Origin of the sequence: Sorangium sp. So ce204 (assembly GCF_051526795.1) — a bacterium.
Taxonomy (GTDB): Bacteria; Myxococcota_A; Polyangia; order Polyangiales; family Polyangiaceae; genus Sorangium; species Sorangium cellulosum_B.
Map to the genome: position 1 here is coordinate 10,920,021 of NZ_CP150317.1, position 18,489 is coordinate 10,938,509.

The 18,489-nt window shown below is 71.1% G+C and carries 12 protein-coding genes and 1 pseudogene; 3 read left to right on the forward strand and 10 right to left on the reverse strand.

Annotated elements, in window-relative coordinates:
* Positions 1 to 466: 466 nt before the first annotated feature.
* From WMF22_RS41095 to ppdK, 6 genes and pseudogenes are all read right to left on the reverse strand, one after another.
* Positions 467 to 2,749, reverse strand: a pseudogene (locus WMF22_RS41095) (DEAD/DEAH box helicase); the annotation flags it as partial.
* Positions 2,673 to 2,963 carry an immunity 53 family protein gene (locus WMF22_RS41100; RefSeq protein WP_438033281.1) on the reverse strand — a complete coding sequence of 97 codons (291 nt, stop codon included), beginning with the start codon at positions 2,961 to 2,963 and terminating at the stop codon, positions 2,673 to 2,675. The pseudogene WMF22_RS41095 and the gene WMF22_RS41100, both read right to left, overlap by 77 nt.
* A gap of 498 nt (positions 2,964 to 3,461) precedes the next feature.
* The gene (locus WMF22_RS41105; RefSeq protein WP_437295379.1) at positions 3,462 to 4,196 is read right to left on the reverse strand and encodes a hypothetical protein; all 735 of its coding nucleotides are present in this window, start codon (positions 4,194 to 4,196) and stop codon (positions 3,462 to 3,464) included.
* 292 nt (positions 4,197 to 4,488) lie between these two features.
* Positions 4,489 to 5,220 (reverse strand): PspA/IM30 family protein, encoded by a 732-nt coding sequence (locus WMF22_RS41110; RefSeq protein ID WP_437295380.1) that lies wholly within the window; start codon positions 5,218 to 5,220, stop codon positions 4,489 to 4,491.
* 89 nt (positions 5,221 to 5,309) lie between these two features.
* Positions 5,310 to 6,854, reverse strand: coding sequence for a hypothetical protein (locus WMF22_RS41115; RefSeq protein WP_437295381.1), 1,545 nt, complete (start codon positions 6,852 to 6,854; stop codon positions 5,310 to 5,312).
* 202 nt (positions 6,855 to 7,056) lie between these two features.
* Positions 7,057 to 9,825 carry a pyruvate, phosphate dikinase gene (gene ppdK / locus WMF22_RS41120; RefSeq protein ID WP_438033282.1) on the reverse strand — a complete coding sequence of 923 codons (2,769 nt, stop codon included), beginning with the start codon at positions 9,823 to 9,825 and terminating at the stop codon, positions 7,057 to 7,059.
* Between the two features lie 190 nt (positions 9,826 to 10,015).
* Between ppdK and WMF22_RS41125 the strand changes: the two genes are divergently transcribed.
* From WMF22_RS41125 to WMF22_RS41135, 3 genes are all read left to right on the forward strand, one after another.
* The gene (locus tag WMF22_RS41125; protein WP_437295383.1) at positions 10,016 to 10,954 is read left to right on the forward strand and encodes an FKBP-type peptidyl-prolyl cis-trans isomerase; all 939 of its coding nucleotides are present in this window, start codon (positions 10,016 to 10,018) and stop codon (positions 10,952 to 10,954) included.
* A 65-nt stretch (positions 10,955 to 11,019) separates the two neighbouring features.
* Positions 11,020 to 12,249, forward strand: a complete 1,230-nt coding sequence (locus WMF22_RS41130; protein WP_437295384.1) for an AAA family ATPase — start codon at positions 11,020 to 11,022, stop codon at positions 12,247 to 12,249.
* Positions 12,250 to 12,431: 182 nt separating this feature from the next.
* Entirely contained in the window at positions 12,432 to 13,121 is a 690-nt protein-coding gene (locus tag WMF22_RS41135; RefSeq protein ID WP_438033283.1) for a c-type cytochrome domain-containing protein, read from the forward strand.
* Positions 13,122 to 13,164: 43 nt separating this feature from the next.
* Here the strand turns inward: WMF22_RS41135 and WMF22_RS41140 are convergent, their stop codons facing one another.
* The 4 genes from WMF22_RS41140 to WMF22_RS41155 all read right to left on the reverse strand — a co-directional run bounded on the left by WMF22_RS41140 (position 13,165) and on the right by WMF22_RS41155 (position 18,466).
* Entirely contained in the window at positions 13,165 to 13,812 is a 648-nt protein-coding gene (locus WMF22_RS41140) for a hypothetical protein (RefSeq protein WP_438033284.1), read from the reverse strand.
* A 133-nt stretch (positions 13,813 to 13,945) separates the two neighbouring features.
* Positions 13,946 to 15,679, reverse strand: coding sequence for an ABC transporter substrate-binding protein (locus tag WMF22_RS41145; protein WP_437295387.1), 1,734 nt, complete (start codon positions 15,677 to 15,679; stop codon positions 13,946 to 13,948).
* Between the two features lie 393 nt (positions 15,680 to 16,072).
* Positions 16,073 to 17,878 carry an acyl-CoA mutase large subunit family protein gene (locus WMF22_RS41150; RefSeq protein ID WP_438033285.1) on the reverse strand — a complete coding sequence of 602 codons (1,806 nt, stop codon included), beginning with the start codon at positions 17,876 to 17,878 and terminating at the stop codon, positions 16,073 to 16,075.
* Between the two features lie 81 nt (positions 17,879 to 17,959).
* Entirely contained in the window at positions 17,960 to 18,466 is a 507-nt protein-coding gene (locus WMF22_RS41155) for a hypothetical protein (RefSeq protein WP_438033286.1), read from the reverse strand.
* Positions 18,467 to 18,489 lie beyond the last annotated feature (23 nt).

An 18,489-nucleotide genomic window follows, 5' to 3' on the forward strand; every position in this document is an offset into this window, starting at 1 on the left:
CCTCATGCGTCGCCTCTCCCATCGTCCCAGCCGCGGCATCCATCGCCGGCGCGGCCCCTCGCCCCGGCGATTCCACCAGCAACGCCAGCGTCGGCGCGCCCTGGCCGCCCGCTTCGCGCTCCACGAGCAGCGCGGCGGCGCCCCCCGCCGCCGTCGAGCTCTCGCCCTCCGCCCCAGCTCCTTCCGGCCCGGCTCCCTCCGCCGCCTCGGCTCCCTCTGCCGCAGCCAGCACCTGCCGCATCTCGCGCAGCACCACCACAAAGCTCGGCGCGGCGAGCTCCTCCACCTCGGCGTCGGCGCGCAGCGACGCCACCAGCACCTTGCGCTTGTCGCCCAGGATGCCCTCGATGCCTCGCTCGATGCCCTCCTCGGCGCAGAGGTAGGTCACGCTCACGCTGCGCGCCTGGCCCAGGCGGTGCGCGCGCGCCGTGCGCTGATCGAGGCGCGCCGGGTTCCACGGCAGATCCAGGTGGACCACGTAGCTCGCGGCCTGCAGGTTGAGCCCCACCCCGCCGGCGTCCGTGCTCAGGAGCACCCGCACCGCAGGGTCGTCCCGGAACCGGTCGAGCAGCGCCGGGCGGCGCTCCGTCGGCACGTCCCCGTGGAGCATGGCGTAGCCGACGCGCAGCCGGTCGAGCCGCTCGCTGGCCAGCTCCAGCATCCCCACCCACTCGGAGAACACGATGACCTTGTTCCGGGGCTGCGCCGTCACCTCGGCGATCAGCGCCTCCAGCTCGTCGAGCTTCGGCGACGCCTTCTTGCGGCGCCTCGGATCGCACAGCTCGAGCGCGTTGCACGCCTGCCGCGCCTTCATGAGCATCATCATGAGCCGGTCCAGCTCCTCCTTGCGCAGCGCCCGGCGCTCCGCGATCGCGAGCAGCCGGGCCGCCTGCGCGCGGTAGTCCGCCTCGAGCTCGCGCTGCTCCCGCGTGAGCGGCGTGTACCGCGTCTGCTCGACGAGCGGCGGCAGATCGAGCAGCACCTCGGCCCGCTCGCGCCGGAGCGCGACCGGCGCGACGCGGCGGCGCAGCTCCCCGAGGTTCCGGTAGCCGACGATCCTGCCCCGCTCGTCCTGGCGGTGGAAGTCGACGTTGTACCGCCAGAGCGGCCCGAGCAGCGCCGGGTCGACGAGCTGCAGCAGCGCGTACAGGTCGTCGAGGCGGTTCTCGACCGGCGTCCCCGTGAGGACGAACAGGAAGCGCGACGGGATCGCGCGCAGCGTCGCGGCCGTCTTCGTGCGGAAGTTCTTCGCGCGCTGCGCCTCGTCGAGCACCAGCACGTCCGCCGCGAGCGCCTTCAGCCGCGAGAGCTCGCGCCAGGTGAGCTCGTAGCTCAGCACCGTGTACGCCGCCTCCAGCGCGAGCGCCCCCGTGCGCTGCGCTGGAGAGCCGCCGAGCACCGCGGCGCGCTCGCCCGTCCACCGCGCGATCTCCTGCGCCCACTGGTGCTTGAGCGACGCCGCCGTGACGATGAGGACCCGCCGCGCCTCGCCGCGTCGCCGCAAGAGCTCGCACGCGGCGATCGCCTGGAGGGTCTTGCCGAGGCCCATGTCGTCGGCGAGCAGCGCCCGCCCGTTGCGGAAGAGGTGGAGCACGCCCTCGCGCTGGTACGGGAAGAGCGGCAGCCCGAGGGCCTCCAGCGCGCCCTGCGCGCGACCACCCCGCGCCTCGAGCTCACGCCGCCGGCGCTTGTGCCAGATCGCCCCCGCGAGCCGCTCCGCCGCCGCCAGCGCCGCGTGGACGATCCGGCACGCATGCGCGTGACTCCCGAGACCTCCCTCCGACGCCGTCCTCAGCAGGCCGCCCGCCTGCACGAGGCGCGCGCGCTCCTCGCGGAGCGACGCGGGCCACGCGCCGACCGCGAGCAGGCGCAGGCCGTCCCGCGCGTCGACCGTGAGCGTGGGTCGCGCCGGCGCGTCGATCCGGGCGAGCGCGCGGCGCCACGCCGCACGCTCCGCGACGGCGCGGCGCACCGCCTCGAGGTGCTTGCACGTGCCGAGCTGATTGCCGAGGAAATCGGGGCAAGAGCACGAGTCGTGGCGCCCGCTTTCGTCCACGAGATCGACGACGTACCGCCCCCCGCTCCCGCTCGCCACCGCGTAGTCGCCGTCGACTCGACCGCTGAGCGGCGTGACGGAGAAGGGCTCGCTGTGCGCTCGATAGACGCGCACCTCGCGCTCGTACCGGCGGACCGCGTCCATATCGCCGTAGTCATCGCATCGCGGGGAATCCCAGCGGGTCGGCTCGATCAAGGCAGGGCGCACGGCGCAGCTCTGCCGCAGCCACCAGGTGATTGCAACAGCCCAGGGGGTCGAGCCGGGCGTTGCATTTGGAGCCAGCGATTTCTCACCAAATCGACCGCGCCCGCGGCCCAGCCCCCTCGCACGGAGCGGAGGACGCGCGAGTTCGAGCATGAACGGGGGCTGCTTGATCCGACTCCCAAGCTCTGGCCGCACGCCGACCCGGAGGTTCCGCAAGCGACGGTGTCGTCGAGGAGGGGGGAGCGCCATCGGCGTCGGCTCCACGCCAAGGCGGAGGTGAAGATGGCGAAGACCTCCCAGCGCCGGTGAGGTTCGAGGCGCCGCGCCGGCCGGCCTCGAGCCGCTCGGACGGCTGAGATGCACCGAGCATGTAGCGGAGATCGTGGCTGCGAGCGGACGCGGCGCCGAAAGTTCAGCCGTGCGACGCGCGGATCCACGCCCGAAGGATCTCCAGGATCTCCCGAAGATTGCCGGGCCCTCCATGACCATGAAAGCGCCCTTCCCTCACGTCACAGCGCACCCAGTCGTCAACACGCCTCTCTTCCGAGACCGGCGCCGGCGCCTCAGCCCTACCCACGTCAGCCACGACGGACCATCCCGGGTTGTCCAGCGTCTCAATCCGGATTCCATTCTGGTGCTCCCAATCCCCGTCACACTGTGAGCGGTACCATTGTTGAAGCCAGTCCAATATGTCCCTCTCCATCCATGTCTCCTAACGCAGCAATCCGTCCTGTCGCGGTGCTCCTGGCAGAACAGCGCGTTTTAGCGCACCGATCACGTTGGAGTCTCGAGAAATCAACAGAAGGGAAGAGAAACCGCGAGGAGCGCGAGGGGAAGGAGAGGTAATATTTCGTCTCTGGTCCCTTGCGCCCCTTGCGCCCCTTGAGCCCCTCGCGGTTTCTCTCTTTCCCGCATTCCTCGCCCTTGGAGCTTGCTTCCTGGCAGCTCGGCTGGGCCTCGCAACTCATTGAAGCCAGGCAACGTTCAACCTGTTCGGCGCTCTAGGACCGCAATCGCAGGGACGAGCGCTCGCTCATCGCCGGCCTTGGAATCCTCGCTCCGCCGGGACTTTGGTGAGGTTGCAAAATGTCGCGTTCGAACCGTGACATGTCACGCTCGATCCGTGACATGTCGGAGCATGCCGGCTGGGCCGCACCATCGCTGCGCGCCGCCACGGGCGAGGCGCGAGGGGCGAAGTTCTCTATTCGATCGAGAGGGTGACGGCCTCGTCCGTCACGTCCGCCACCTCGATACTTCCGGTGAAGATCTCCTCGAACGTGAAGTTGCGGAGGACGATCGAATAGCTCCCCTCGCCGATCGCCGCCGCCGCGTCCGGGAACGAGTGCTCCAGGCTGTCGAGATCGATGTCCCCCTCGAACTCGCGCGACGTGATCCAGTAGGGACTCCCGTCGACCAGCACGGGCACCAGGGCGCAATCGTCGTTCGTGGGTTCGCCGCCGATGAAGTCGGTCTCCCCGACGCCCCAGGCCCCGTCCACGAACGTCGCGCAGCCCGCCGTGGCGGCATCGCCGGGGGCGATCGCGAGCTCCGTCCTGTCGAGGCTGGTGCCGCCCGTGCCGCCGCCCTCCGCATTGCCGCCCGTGCCCGCGCCACCTCCGCCTTCGGCGCTGCCGCCCGTGCCTGCGCCGCCTCCGCCTTCAGCGCTGCCGCCCGCGCCGCCGCCGCCTTCCGCATTGCCGCCCGTGCCTGCGCCGCCGCCGCCTTCGGCGCTGCCGCCCGTGCCCGCGCCACCTCCGCCTTCGGCACTGCCGCCGCCGCCTTCGGCGCTGCCGCCCGTGCCCGCGCCACCTCCGCCTTCGGCACTGCCGCCACCGCCGTCGGCGCTGCCGCCCGCGCCGCCGCTGCCAAAGGTAACTTCATCATCCCCGCAGGCGACCAGCAAGCACCCAAGAAAGACGATCGAACTCCACTTCATGCGCACCTCGGCTCTCTGTGAGGCGCGGCAGCGTAACATGAGCCATAGATGCGCAAAAAATACCGGTCCGGACGGCTGCGCCCGCGCTCTCGCAGCGCGCGCTCCCCCGCGGCCCACGCGTGCCGGCGTAAGCGACGCCGCCCCCACCGCTCCGTGATGGAGCCTTCGTCAGCTGTCGAAGGAAGGATGCTCGCCGGCGCGGAATGACGCTCGATGCATCGCCGGCGCCGCGGAGCGCGTCCGGCGAGGACGGCCGCCGCGCCCCGCCCTCCGCCGCTCTTCTTTCAGCCCCTCAGGACCCGATCCGGATCCGCTTCTTCAGCGCGGCGAGCTCGTCGTCGACCGCCGACCCGCCCGGCCTGTCCGCGCTGCCGGCGTCGGAGCTGCCGCGGCCGTGCTCGAGCTGGGCGAACTTCGCCTCCAGCTCGGCCGCCGACAGCCCGCCGCCGGAGATCGCCTCCTCGATCTCGCGCGACGCCGCGACCTGCGCCACCTGCCCCTCGACCTGCTCCTCCATGCGCCGGAACTCGGAGAAGGCGCTCTGGCCGCCCCTCGCCCCGAGCCCCTCGGCGCCGCCGCCGGCGCGCTGCTGCTGGATCTGCGCCGCGAGCGTGCCCTTCCGCGCCTGGAACTCCTCCTGCTTGGCCTCCATGCGCTCGAGCTCGGTCTTCATCGAGAGCACCGCGGAGCGCTGCTCGGCGCGCATCGCCTCGGCGCGGTCGCGCTCGCCCACCACCCGCTTCTTCTGCACGAGCGCCTCGCGCGCGAGCTTCTCGTCGTTCGCCTTCAGCGCGAGCTCGGCGCGCTTCTCCCACTTCTCCGCCTCGGCGTCGAGCTCGTCGACCTTCTTGCGCAGCACCTTCTCGGCCGCCACCGCGTCGACCAGCTCCTTCCGCGCCGCGCGGACCTGGTCCTTCATCTCCTCGACGATGAGATCCAGCGACTTTTTCGGATCTTCCGCCTTGTCGAGGAGCGCGTTGACGTTGCTCGAGATGACCTTTCCCATCCGGTCGAAGATGCCCATGCCGCTAGCGTGCACCGCCCCGCCGCCCCTGTAAAGCGCCCGCGCGCGGGGCCGCGGGCGCCCCCCGCGGCCCCGGGGGAGACCGGCGATCAGGGCGGCGGCGGGTACGCCGGACCGAAGCTCGACTCCACCGACGACCGCGTCGTCAGCAGCGGCGTCTTCAGCGTCTCGTCCTCGTACAGCGGCCTCACCACGCAGGTGTCCTCCCCGCACTCCCCCCCCTCGACGAACGCGACGTCGGCGACCAGCCAGTACCGGGTGCTCCCGTCGGCCGGCGCGAACGTGACGGGCGCCTCCGGGTCGTAGAACCCCGTCGGGCCGAGATCCGCCCCGAGGGAGCCATTGCAGAAGATCTTGATCCGCGGGTGAACCGCGTAGTTCCGGCCATGCGCCGAGTAGTAATGGACGCCGATCCGCGTCCACTGCCCGAACGGCGGGAAATCCACGTTGATGTTCTCGGGCGCGCAAAAGTCATCGCTGTCCGGGTTCGTGACGTCGGGGTCGCACGTGATGTTGTCGATATCGAGCCGCGGGTTGTAGCAACCCTGGCCGAGATCGCGCCACGCCTGCCCGGCGCCGCGAGGGGCGTAATAACACGTGTTCTTGGCCTCCTCCGGATCCGCGTACCAGCTCACCGGCTCCGGCGGCGACGCGCCGTCGCTGAACCACCGCAGCTCCGGATCCGACCCCAGCGTGTCCACGGTGCAGTTGTTGTAACCGCAGTCGTCCGGCGAGCCGGCGACCGCCCACGGCCGCGTGTCGCCCGGCTTGTGCAGGTGCAGATCGAGATCCACCCCTTCGCCGCCGAGGTCGTGCTCCCACTCGAGCTCGACCCGGAGGCCGGGCGCGCCGACGTAAAGGGCGTACTCGCACGAGTCGGTCGCGCCGTCGGCGAGGCGCTTCGTGTAGATGACCTTGTACTCCCCCGACTGGAGCGGCTTGTAATCATCCGCCGGGCTCGCCCCGGAGACCGCCGGACACGGGTCGATGCCCGCGGGGCAAACGACGCTCCAGGTCTCCGAGCCAGGCTCGGCGTCCACGCTGAACGTGCCTGTCCCCTCCTTCAGATCCACGTTCGCGAACGGAGGCACCCTCAGCGCGTGGCACCCCGCGGGGTTCTCGCTGAAGCACGCCTCGGTCGCGTGGCTGCCGCCGACGCACGGCCCCCAGACGCCCACCTCGTTGCAAAGCTCGGTGCCCGGAAAACACCCCTCCGCCCCGCGGTACGACGGATCACCCATGAAGCACGCGTGCGCCTGCCCCGCGACGCAGGAGCACGTCTCGTCGACCTGACCGTCGCAGTCGTCGTCGAGGCCGAGATGGTTGAGATCGCAGAGCTCCTCGGGACCGCACTGGGTCCCGCACGGGTTCACGGCGGCGTCGCCGGCGCCGGCGTCGTCGTCGCCGGGGGCAGCCCCGCCAAGGCCGTTATCCGGAACGAAATCGCCGCTGCCGCTGCCGCCCTCGGGCGCGCCGCCGCCGCCCGCGCCGCCTCCGCCGTCGCCGGGCGCACCGCCGCTCGCGCCGACCTCGACGCGCGGGCCCGAGGCGTGGCAGCCGACCGCGACGAACGCACCCGATGTCGCGGCCCCGAGAAATGCGAGGAGCGCAGAGGAGACGCCGAGATGACGCATGAAACCTCCATGTCTCGCCAGCGCGCGGTGGAGCGGCTCGGGCAGGCAGGGGCGCCCGGCGAGACACCGGCGATGAACAGCGAGGTTCCTGGTTTAGCAGACTTGGCGCGATACCAAAGCTCGCACGAGCATAATCAAAGCACGCTCGTGAGAACGGATGTCCCGGCGCCCTGTCCGGGCGGTTGTCGCCGGAGGGTGGGTGTCAGTCCGTCGCGCGCGGACCCCTCGCGGCCTCGGCCGCGAGCGCCGCCTGCGCCGCGGCGAGGCGGGCGATGGGGACGCGGAACGGGGAGCAAGACACGTAATCGAGCCCCGCCCGCTCGAAGAACGCAATCGAGCTCGGATCGCCGCCGTGCTCGCCGCAGACACCGAGCTTCAGCCCGGGCCGCGCCGCGCGCCCTCGATCCCGCCCGATCTCCACGAGCTCTCCGACGCCGGGCACGTCCAGCGACTGGAACGGATCCTTCGTGAAGATGCCGGCCTCGACGTACGCGCCGAGGAACCGGCCCGCGTCGTCGCGCGAGATGCCCAGGCTCGTCTGCGTGAGATCGTTCGTGCCGAAGCTGAAGAACTCGGCCTCCTCGGCCAGCTCGCCGGCCCTGAGCGCGGCCCGCGGGAGCTCGATCATCGTCCCGAACCGGACGTCGACCCGCCGCCCCTTCTCGGCGAAGACCTTCTCGGCGACCCCCTCGACGAGCGCGCGCGTGAGGGCGAGCTCGCGCCGGGTCATGCTGAGCGGGATCATGATCTCCGGCTCCACCTCGATGCCCGCCGCCGCGACCTCGCACGCCGCCTCGAGGATGGCGCGCGCCTGCATCTCGTAGATCTCCGGCGACGTGATCGCCAGCCGGCAGCCGCGGTGGCCGAGCATGGGGTTGTACTCGGCGAGCTCCTCGCTCTTGCGCTGGAGATCCTCCGCGGAGACGCCCGTCGCCCGCGAGAGCTGCTGGAGCTGCGCCTCGTCCTGCGGCAAGAACTCGTGCAGCGGCGGATCGAGCAGCCGGATCGTCACCGGCAGGCCGGCCATCTCCCGGAAGACGCCCACGAAATCGCTGCGCTGGAACGGGAGCAGCTTCGCGAGCGCGCGCCGCCGCCCGGGCTCGCCGTCCGCGAGGATCATCTCGCGCACCGCCTGGATGCGCTCCTCGTCGAAGAACATGTGCTCGGTGCGGCAGAGCCCGATGCCCTCGGCGCCGAAGTTGCGCGCCGTCCTCGCGTCGTGCGGCGTGTCGGCGTTCGACCGCACCCGGAGGCGCCGGACCGCGTCGGCCCAGGCCATCAGCTCCTCGAACTCGCCGCTCAGCGCCGCCGGGATGGTCGGCACCGCGCCGAGGTAGACCGTGCCGGTGCCGCCGTCGAGCGTGATGAGATCGCCGTCCTTCACCGTGATCGAGCCGGTCGCGCGCCCGTGATCGTCGTAGATCGTCACCGCCATCCGGCCCTGGCTCACGCTGATGGCCGAGCAGCCGGCGACGCAGCTCTTGCCCATCCCCCGCGCCACCACGGCCGCGTGGCTCGTCATGCCGCCGCGGGCCGTCAGGATGCCGCGCGCCGCCTTCATGCCGTGGATGTCCTCCGGCGACGTCTCGGACCGCACGAGGATCACCGCCCTGCCCTGGCCCGCGCGCCGCTCCGCCTCGTCCGCGCTGAACACCACCTGCCCCGTCGCCGCCCCGGGGCTCGCCGGCAGGCCGCGCGCGAGCAGCGACTTCGGCGCGCTCGGGTCGATGCTCGGGTGCAGCAGCTGATCGATCGAGCCCGGATCCACCCGCAGGATGGCCTCCCGCTGGCTGATCAGGCCCTCCTTGGCCATCTCGACCGCGATGCGCACGGCCGCGCGGCCCGTGCGCTTGGCGGTGCGGCACTGGAGCAGGAAGAGCTCGCCCTGCTGGATCGTGAACTCCAGGTCCTGCACGTCGCGGAAGTGCTGCTCGAGCTTGCCCTGCACCTCGACGAGCGCCGCGTACGCCGCGGGCATCCGCGCCTCGAGCGAGCTCTCGTCGTCCACGCCGCCGCCCTCGCCGGCGCCGGGCCTCGACAGCGGGTGCGGCGTGCGCACCCCCGCGACGACGTCCTCGCCCTGCGCGTTGGGGAGCCACTCGCCATAGAAGCGCCGCTCTCCCATCGACGGATCGCGCGTGAACGCGACCCCCGTGCCGGAGTCGTCGCCCAGGTTGCCGAACACCATCGCCTGGACGGTGCAAGCTGTCCCCCAGGCCTCCGGGATGTCGTGCATCTTCCGGTATACCTGGGCCCGGTGGTTCTTCCAGCTATCGAATACGGCGCCGATCGCCCCCCAGAGCTGCGCGTACGGCTCGTCGGGGAACGGGCGGCCCGTCGCCCCGAGGACGATGTCCTTCTGGCGCTGGATCAAGGCCGCGAGCGACTCCGGATCGAGCTGGGAGTCGGGCACCTTGCGCTCGAGCTCGGCGGCGTTCAGGCGCGTCGCGTCGACGCCGAGCTTCGCGGCGGCCTGCCTGCGCGCGCGGTTGAGCGCCTCCTCGAAGCGGTCGCGGGGCACGCCGAGCACGATATCGGCATACGCCAGGATGAACCGCCGATACGCGTCGAGCGCGAATCGCTCGCTGCCCGTGCGCCGCGCGAGCCCCCGCGCGATCTCGTCGTTCAGGCCGAGGTTCAGGATGGTATCCATCATTCCCGGCATGGACGCGCGCGCGCCCGAGCGGACCGACACGAGCAGCGGCGCCTCGGGGCTGCCGAACCCCGCGCCGCGCAGCGACTCCAGCCGGCCGATCGCCGCCTTGATCTCGTCCTCGACGCCGGCGGGGAGCGCGTTGCCCGAGGCGTAATAGGCGTTGCAGACCTCGGTGGTGACCGTGAAGCCCGGCGGCACCGGGATGCCGAGGCGGGTCATCTCGGCGAGCCCCGCGCCCTTTCCGCCGAGCAGATCCTTCTGCTGTGCGTCCCCGTCCGCCTGCCCCGCGCCGAAGAAATATATCGATCTCCCCATGGCGGGCGCACGCTAGACCGTCCTCGCAGTCAGGTCGAGAGCCCTCGAACGGCGGAATGGAGGTGCGACGGACGGACGGCCGCCGACGGCCCCACTCCGATCCAGAGCCGTCGGAACCGCGGCGTGCGCCTCACGCGTGCAGCTCACAAAAATACCGGCTCTCGACGGCGGACGAGCTATGAAGCCGCGCATGAAGCGCTTCTCTCTCGTCCTCGTTGCGATGTTCGCCGTCCCCCTCACCGCGTGCGACCAGAAACCCGCCTCACAGGCGATCGCCGACGCGCCGGTGAGCGCCTCGGTCAAGCCGGCCCCGCCGCCGGCGCCCACCCCCGAGCCCGCCGCCTCGCCGCAGCAGCCTGAAGAGCCCGCCGGCTTGCCCGCGCCGCCGGACGTCGCGGCGCCGCCCGCCGACGCGCAGAAGACGGCATCGGGCCTCGCGTCCAAGGTGCTGGCGCCGGGCAAGGACACGGCGCATCCCGGCCCGGACGACAAGGTGACGGTCCACTACACGGGGTGGACCACGGACGGGAAGATGTTCGACAGCTCCATCGTCCGCAACGAGCCGGCCACCTTCCCGGTGGGCGGCGTGATCAAGGGGTGGACGGAGGCGCTCCAGCTCATGACCAAGGGCGAGAAGCGCCGCCTCTGGATCCCCGGGCCCCTCGCCTATGGCGACAAGCCGATGCAACCGGGCGCCCCGGCCGGAATGCTCGTGTTCGACGTCGAGCTGCTCGACTTCGCCCCCGCGCCGAAGCCGCCGCCCGCGCCGAAGGACGTGAAGGCGGCGCCGAAGACCGCGAAGAAGACCGCCTCCGGGCTCGCCTACCAGGTCCTGCAGAAGGGCACGGGCACCGAGCACCCGAAGCCGACGAGCCGCGTCGTCGTCCACTACACGGGCTGGACGACCGACGGGAAGATGTTCGACAGCTCCGTCGTCCGCGACGAGCCGGCCACCTTCCCGGTGGGTGGCGTGATCAAGGGGTGGACGGAGGGCTTACAGCTGATGGTGAAAGGCGAGAAGGCGCGATTCTGGATACCGGCCGACCTCGCTTACGGCGACAAGCCCACACGGCCCGGCGCGCCCGCCGGCATGCTGGTGTTCGACGTCGAGCTCATCGACTTTCGCTGAGCCGTCGGCCGGCGCTTTACATCCGGCCGACTGCCTGGTCACATGATGGCTGCGAGCGGCCAGGCATGCTGACATCCATCCGACTCAGGAACTTCAAGAGCTTCGCCGATCAAACGGTGGAGCTGTCCCCCTTCACGCTGCTGCTCGGGGCCAACGGCTCCGGGAAGAGCAACTTCCTCGACGCCCTGCGCTTCCTGCAGGGCGTCGGGCTGGATCTACCCCTGTGCGACATCTTCCGCGGCCGCGTCGACGGCAGGCGCGAGGTGTGGCCGGGCCTGCGCGGCGGCACGCAAGGGGCCACGCACAGGGGCGCCAAATCGTTCACCATCGAGAGCCGATGGGCGATCGGGAAGGAGGAGCTCACACACAAGATCACGTGTCAGGTCGAGCCTGACGTGATCGTGGAGCACGAGTCGCTCGAGGCGAAGTCGGCCGGGGGTTCGCTCTTCGACACGCCGGCGTCGGCGCTGAAGGGGCTGGAGGGGTTCGCCTCGGGCGGAGCCATGAAGGCGGCGTCGAAGAAGGGCCGCTCGATGCGGATCGCCTCCATGGATCGCAACCCCGCCCGGCGCAGCCTGCTCGGCCAGATAGAGCACCACCGCGGGCGCGGCGAGGACGTGAGCCTCGCGGACGTCATCGCGCTCTGCAACGCGCTCCAGGTCGCGATGCGGAGCACGCTGTCGCTCGACATCGATCCTTCGCGGATGAGGGGTTATGTGCCGCACGAGATAGAGAACCTCGGCGCCGGCGGGCAGAACCTCTCCGCCGTGCTCCGCTGGCTCTGCCAGGAGGCCGAGCACAAGGCCGACGTGCTCGGCTGGGTGCGCGCGATCTTCGCGCCCGAGATCGAGGATATCGAGTTCGCCGAGACGGGCCTCGGCGACGTCATGATGGTGCTCGTCGAGAAGGGCGGCGCCCGCGTCCCGGCGCCGAGCCTCCCGGACGGCGCGCTGCGCGCGCTCGGCAAGATCGCCGGCGTGCTCACCGCGCCGGAGGGCTCGCTCCTCCTCGTGGAGGACCCGGACGCCGGCTTGCACCCCGAGCGCGCCGCCGTGCTCGCGCAGCTCCTCGAGGGGGCGGCGCGGCCGTCCGTCTGCCAGATCGTGGCGACGACGCACTCGCCCGCGCTGCTCAGGGGGGTGTCGAAGCAGGGCCTCAGCCGCGCGATCGCGTTCCAGCGCGACCCCGAGACCTCCGCCACGACGACGCGCCGCCTCGCCGACCTCCCGCGCTTCGAGGACATGGCCGAGCGCGATCCCGGAGAGCTGCTCTCCTCGAAGGCGCTCTCCTCGTAGACGCGGCGAGCCGATCCCGGTACAGCACCATCATTTCATTGCAGTGTCGCGAGCTCGCGATAACGATAACCATTTTCACTTCATGAAATGCGTTGTGGATGCCCACAATGCCATCTAGGGTCCTCCGCGAATCGACAGCGCGGCGCTCGCCGCGCGAACACAGCGTCAAAGAGGGTCCTCACATGCTTTCCCAGAAAACTGCACTTCAACTGGTCCTCTGTCTGACCATCGGGTTCTCGGCGGCTGCCTGCTCTGACGACGGTGGCGAGACCGACAACAGCACCAGCACCAGCACCAGCAGCTCGGCCAGCGGCAGCGCCACCAGCAGCAGCAGCGCGGGCCAGGGCGGCGGCACCGGCGGGACCGACGGCCAGGGCGGCGGCACCGGCGGTTCGGATGTCGGCACGGGCGGCCAGGGCGGCGGCACCGGCGGTTCGGATGTCGGCACGGGCGGCCAGGGCGGCGGCACCGGCGGCGCCGGGACCGGCGGCGAAGGCGGCGAAGGCGGCTCCGTTCCCGCCGGCGACCCTCTCTGCGGCGCGGGCACCGCGACCTTCGCTGATGTGCGGCCGATCCTGACGACGACCTGCGCGGGCTGCCACGGCAACGCCGGCCCCGCGGCCGCCGGCCTCGATCTCCGCGCGAACGCGGCCCATGGCGAGCTCGTCAACGGGAACAGCACGGAATGCACCGGCCGGAAGCTCGTCGTGCCGGGCAAGCCGAGCGAGAGCTACATCATCAACAAGGTGCGCGGCTCCGGCCTCTGCGGCGACGACACGCGCATGCCCCCCCCGGACTCGGGCAATGCCCTGCCCGAGGCCAGCATCAAGAAGATCAACGACTGGATCTGCGCCGGCGCTCCCCAGCAGTGAGCCCGTCTGCCCGGCTCAGCGCCTGTCCCGGCAGCGCGGGCGCTCAGTAGACCTTGCAGCGCGCGCCGCCCGCGGCGCGCGCATACGGGATCTTCGCGCTGCGCCCCTTCACGTAGATCGCCCCGCCCGGAGCGGGCCTCGGGATCACGGCGCCCGTCGCGAGCGGCCGTCCTGCGGGCAGCTCCTCGACCTCGATGACGATATCGTTCCCGTCCTGATCGACCGCCGAGATCGAGGGGCGCCGGCTCTCCTCGTCGGGAGCGCCGCCCGGGCAGGGCACCCCGCGCGCGCTCAGCGCGACGGCCAGCGTGTTGGCCGAGGTCTCCGGCGCGCCGGCCGCCCACTGGAACCTGGGATCGCGCGCCTCCCCCACCTCCACGGCCAGGCAGCTGCAGCGCTCCTTGCGCGCGTCGGCGCGCGCGAGCGAGAGATCGTGCCGCACGCCCACCCACGCCGAGGGCGCCCGCTCCTCGGGCGTCGACGGGGCGCCGCCGAAATCGTCGGGCGCGCCGAAAGCCCTGCGCGGCGCCTTCTTCTTCGCGCTCGCCTGATCCGCCGGGACGGCGGGATCGACGGTGTCGCCCTCCCAGAACGCCGCGGCGCCCGCGTGCTGGTTGCCGCCGCAGGCGGTGAGGAAGACTCCGGAGAGGAGCGCAGCGAAGCGCGCAATCTGGACGCCCGAGGGGAGCATGCAGCGCGATCTTCGCACCGGCGCCGCCGGCGGCCAAGGTTTGTGCTGGGTCGGAGAGAAAAGAGAGAGAAGCGCTGCTAGGCGAGGACACACGCGCCGCGCGCCGGACGCCCGGCGCGCAGCGCAGGAGCCGTCACTTCGGCTTGATCTCGGTCAGGACGAGCAGGTAGTCCGGCGAGTTGTTCGGCGACAGCTTCGCGTACGGGTTCTCCTTGCTGGGCCACCCGACGAAGCGCTTCGTGCTGTACTCGCCCCAGGACGGGTTCTTGAACAGCGGGATGACCGGCACCTGCGTGGCATAGATCATCTGCAGGTCCTCGACGATGCTCTTCTGCTCCGCCGGATCCGTCGCGGCCGCGAACTTCTTGAACAGCGGCTCGGCCTCCTTGGCGGCGAAGCGGTGCCAGTTGCGGTTCGAGACCTCGCCGACGGCCTTCACGAACTCCGGCGCCATGAGATCGCGGTAGTAGTTGAACGGCGTGGGCTCGGTGTTGGTCCAGCCCATCGACATGTCGAACGTGCCCTTCTGGAGCGCCTCGAAGAACGCGCTGAAGTCGTACGTCTTCAGCGTGGCCTCGATGCCGACGGCCTTCAGGCTCTGCGTTGTGATCTGGACCGCGCGCACCCAGTCGGACCAGCCGGTCACGACGTTGATGTCGAACTTCAGCGGCTTGCCGTCCTTCGCGCGGATCCCGTCGGCGCCCTTGGCGTAGCCGGCCTCGTCGAGGAGGGCGTTCGCCTTGGCCACGTCGAAGGTCGTCCAGTCGCCGGCCGCGGCGGCCTTCTCGCTGCGCCAGCGCCCGTAGGCGTCGTCGAGCCCGGTCCCGTCCGCGCCGACCGTGTAGCCGTTGACCGCGACCTTCGCGATCTGGGCGCGGTCGATGGCCATGCTGATGGCCTTGCGCAGCTTGATGTCGTTGAACGGCTTCTTCGTGGCGTTCGGGTAGATGGTCACGGTGCCGCCGACGAGCGGGAACCAGTAGTGGTTGTTCTCCGGGTCCTTGGCGACGTAGGTCTTGTCGATGTCGGGCACGAAGTTGCCGGCCCAGTCGACCTCGCCGTTGATGAGCGCCAGGTTCGCCTGGTCGTTGCCCGGGTACGCCGGGAAGCGCAGGCCCTCGACCGCCGGCTTGCCCTTCTGCCAGTAGTTCGGGTTCTTGCCGAGCTCGTAGATCTGGTTCTGGAAGGTCTTCACCTCGGTGAAGGGCCCCGTCGCGACCGGGTTCTCGTTCGTGAACGTGACCGGGTCGGCGACGTCCTTCCACTTGTGCTCCGGCACGATCGGCTGATGGCCGATGTAGGTGAGGCCGGGGACGAACGCCTCCTTGAAGACGAACTCGACCGTGGTGTCGTTCTTGGCCTCGACCGAGTCGACGAGCTTCCACACGCCCGTGAGATCGAGCGCCGGGAACTTCTTGAGGAGCCCGAACGTGAACGCGACGTCCTTCGCCGAGAAGGGTTGTCCGTCAGACCACTTGACTTCGGAGCGGGTCGTGAAGGTGAGCTTCTTGTTCGCGTCGCTCCACTCGTACTTCGTGGCGAGCCACGGGACGTACTCGCCCTTCATCGTGTTGTACACGATCATGGGCTCGTAGATGCCCGCGACGGTGGGGAAGCGCGTGGCCCCCTCGCCGAGAAGGGGGTTGAAGTTACGAACCCAGGACGCCTGCTGCTCCCTGGAGATGGTGACGAACTTCGCGCCGCCCTTCGCATCGCCCTTCGCAGCCGGCCCGGCCGCGGCACCGGCCGAGCCCGCGGGCGCCGTGCCGCCGGACTCGGACTTGTTGTCGCAGGCCGCCGTGGCGCCGACAGATAGGACGAGCGCCGAAAGGGCAAAAATGCGGCGCGACATGGATCGACTCTTCATAAGCTTGCTCCTACGCGGCGACCTCGGTCGCCCACGACGATCCTCTCACTCGACCGACAGCTCGCAGCGCCGCAGCGCAGCGACAACAGCAGACCGTACGGCGGCGCCACGGATGAGCCGCGACTGCGGCAACCTGACGCCGGCGCACTCTACCGGCCGACGTAGAGAAGTGTCAACCTGACGAATCGAGGGATTCCCCGGCCACCGCGCCGCCCGCGACCTGATCGGATGCGCACGCCGGGGCCGCGGCGCACCGCAGCAAGCCGCGCGCGCGCTCGCTCCTGCCCGCGCGATCCCGCGCGTTCCCGCGCGTTCCCGCGCGTTTACCCGCGCGATTACCCGCGCGTTCACCCGCGCGTTTACCCGCACGTTCACCCGCGCGTTCCCGCGCGCTCAGAACTCGGCCGGATCGCTGTAGGTCCCCAGGACGTCGCGCAGCACGTCGCAGATCTCCTGCTCGGTCGCGTAGGCGCTGGCCGCCGCGATGAGGGGCGGCATCAGGTTGTCACGGCCGCGCGCGGCGCTCCTCACGTCGGCCAGGGCGCGCCGCACCCGGTCCTGGTCGCGCTGGGCCTTGACCCGGGCCAGGTTCTCGCACTGGACGCGCTGCACCTCCTCGTCGATCCGGAGGAGGGGGATCGTCTTCTCGCCCACCGCGGCGTAGCGGTTGACGCCCACCATGATCCGCTCGTTCGATTCCAGCTCTCGTTGAAACCTGTAGGCCGAGGCGGCGATCTCGCGCTGCGGATACCCCTTCTCGATGGCGGCCACCATCCCGCCCATCTCGTCGATCCGCTGGATGTACTCGAGGGCCTCCTTCTCCAGGCGGTCCGTGAGCCACTCCACATAGTAGCTCCCGCCGAGCGGATCGATGGTGTTCGCGACCCCGCTCTCGTGGGCGATGATCTGCTGGGTCCGGAGGGCGATGGTCACGCTCTCCTCGGTCGGGAGCGCGTACGTCTCGTCGAGCGAGTTCGTGTGGAGCGACTGGGTGCCGCCGAGCACGGCGGCGAGCGCCTGGAGCGAGACGCGGACCACGTTGTTGTACGGCTGCTGCGCCGTCAGCGACACGCCGGCCGTCTGCGCGTGCGTCCGGAGCTTCATGCTCTCGGCCTTCTTCGCCCCGTACCGCACCTTGAGGAACCGCGCCCACATGCGGCGCGCGGCGCGGAACTTCGCGATCTCCTCGAAGAAGTCGCTGTGGACGTCGAAGAAGAACGACAGGCGCGGCGCGAAGGCGTCGACGTCGAGGCCGCGCGCGACGCAGCTCTCGACGTAGGCGAGCCCGTCCGCGAGCGTGAACGCGAGCTCCTGCGCGGCGGTCGAGCCCGCCTCCCGGATGTGGTAGCCGCTGATCGACACCGAGTTCCACCGCGGCACCTCGCGCGCGCAGAACTCGATCATGTCGGTCACGACGCGCATCGCCGGGCGCGGCGGGACGAGCCAGGCGTGCTGGGCGATGAACTCCTTGAGGCAGTCGTTCTGCACGGTGCCGCCGATGCGGCTCCGCGGGATCCCGCGCTTGTCGGCGAGCGCGATATAGAACGCGAGCAGCACGGCGGCGGGGCCGTTGATGGTCATCGACGTCGTCACCTGGTCGAGCGGGATGCCGTCGAAGAGCGCCTCCATGTCGCGGAGCGTGTCGACCGCGACACCGCACATCCCCACCTCGCCGAGCGACCGCGGAGAGTCGGAGTCGTAGCCCATGAGGGTCGGGAAATCGAAGGCGGTCGACAGGCCCGTCTGGCCCTCTGCGAGCAGGTATTTGAACCGCGCGTTCGTCTGCTCCGGCGTGCCGAAGCCCGCGAACATCCGCATCGTCCAGAGCCTGCCGCGGTACATCGTCGGCTGGACGCCCCGCGTGAACGGGTACTCCCCGGGCAGTCCGAGATCCGCCGCGTGGTCGACCGGCGCGTCGGCCGGGGTCGCGAGGTCGGGGACGTCGATGCCGCTCCACGTGGTGAAGCGCTCGCTCCGCGGCGGGAAGCGCGCCGACGCCTCGGCGACCGGGCCCGCGCGCCACGCGGCCACCGCGCGCCGGAGCGCCGCGAGCCCTGCCTCGTCGAGCGCGAGCCCCTCTCCGCCCCCGCCGTTCGTGGAACGGAGCGCGTCGCCGCCGCTCGCGTCGGCGTTTTCCGGGGACCCGACCGCTCGGTCCGCCGCGGTCTCCGGAGGGGGGGTGATCTCTCGAGGCGCCATGGCGGGCATTTTAGCGCGCCGCGCGCGCGCTGACGCCGGGCAATGCCGGCGAGCGCGCCAGGGCGGCGGGCGTGCGCCGCATCACGGGCAGACCGGGTGGAACACCGCGGAGGCGACCGGCGTCGCCCCGTCCTCCAGCGAGTCCTCGATCGCGCCCGTGATGCGGATCCCCTCCGGGGCGCAGAGCGCCGCCGCGGCGTCAGCCTTGAGCGTCCCGCCCTGAGCGCCGGTATCGACGGTGAACGCCACGGTGACGTCGCTGTCCGGAGCGACCTCGACCGGCAGCACCGCCGTGGTCTCGACGGGGAGCGGCTCGACGATCGAGGTCTTCTGATCGGCGCTCGTGATCGCGAAGGTGCGCACCGCGACGCGGCTGGGCCCGCTGGCCCGCGCGCTCAGGTGGAGCTGCAGCGCGAAGCTCGCCGTCAGGCCGGTCCCGAGCGCATTCGCCGAGACGGTCGCCTCGGGCGCCGCGATGGACGGCTCGACGAACACGGCCGCGTCGGTGTTGATGCAGCCGCTCGCCATCATGGCGACCGCCGCGGCGGCGAGCGTGGTGGCGGCGGAGCGCCTGGCGCGGGCCTTCATGGGCTCACTCTCTCCCGGCCCGA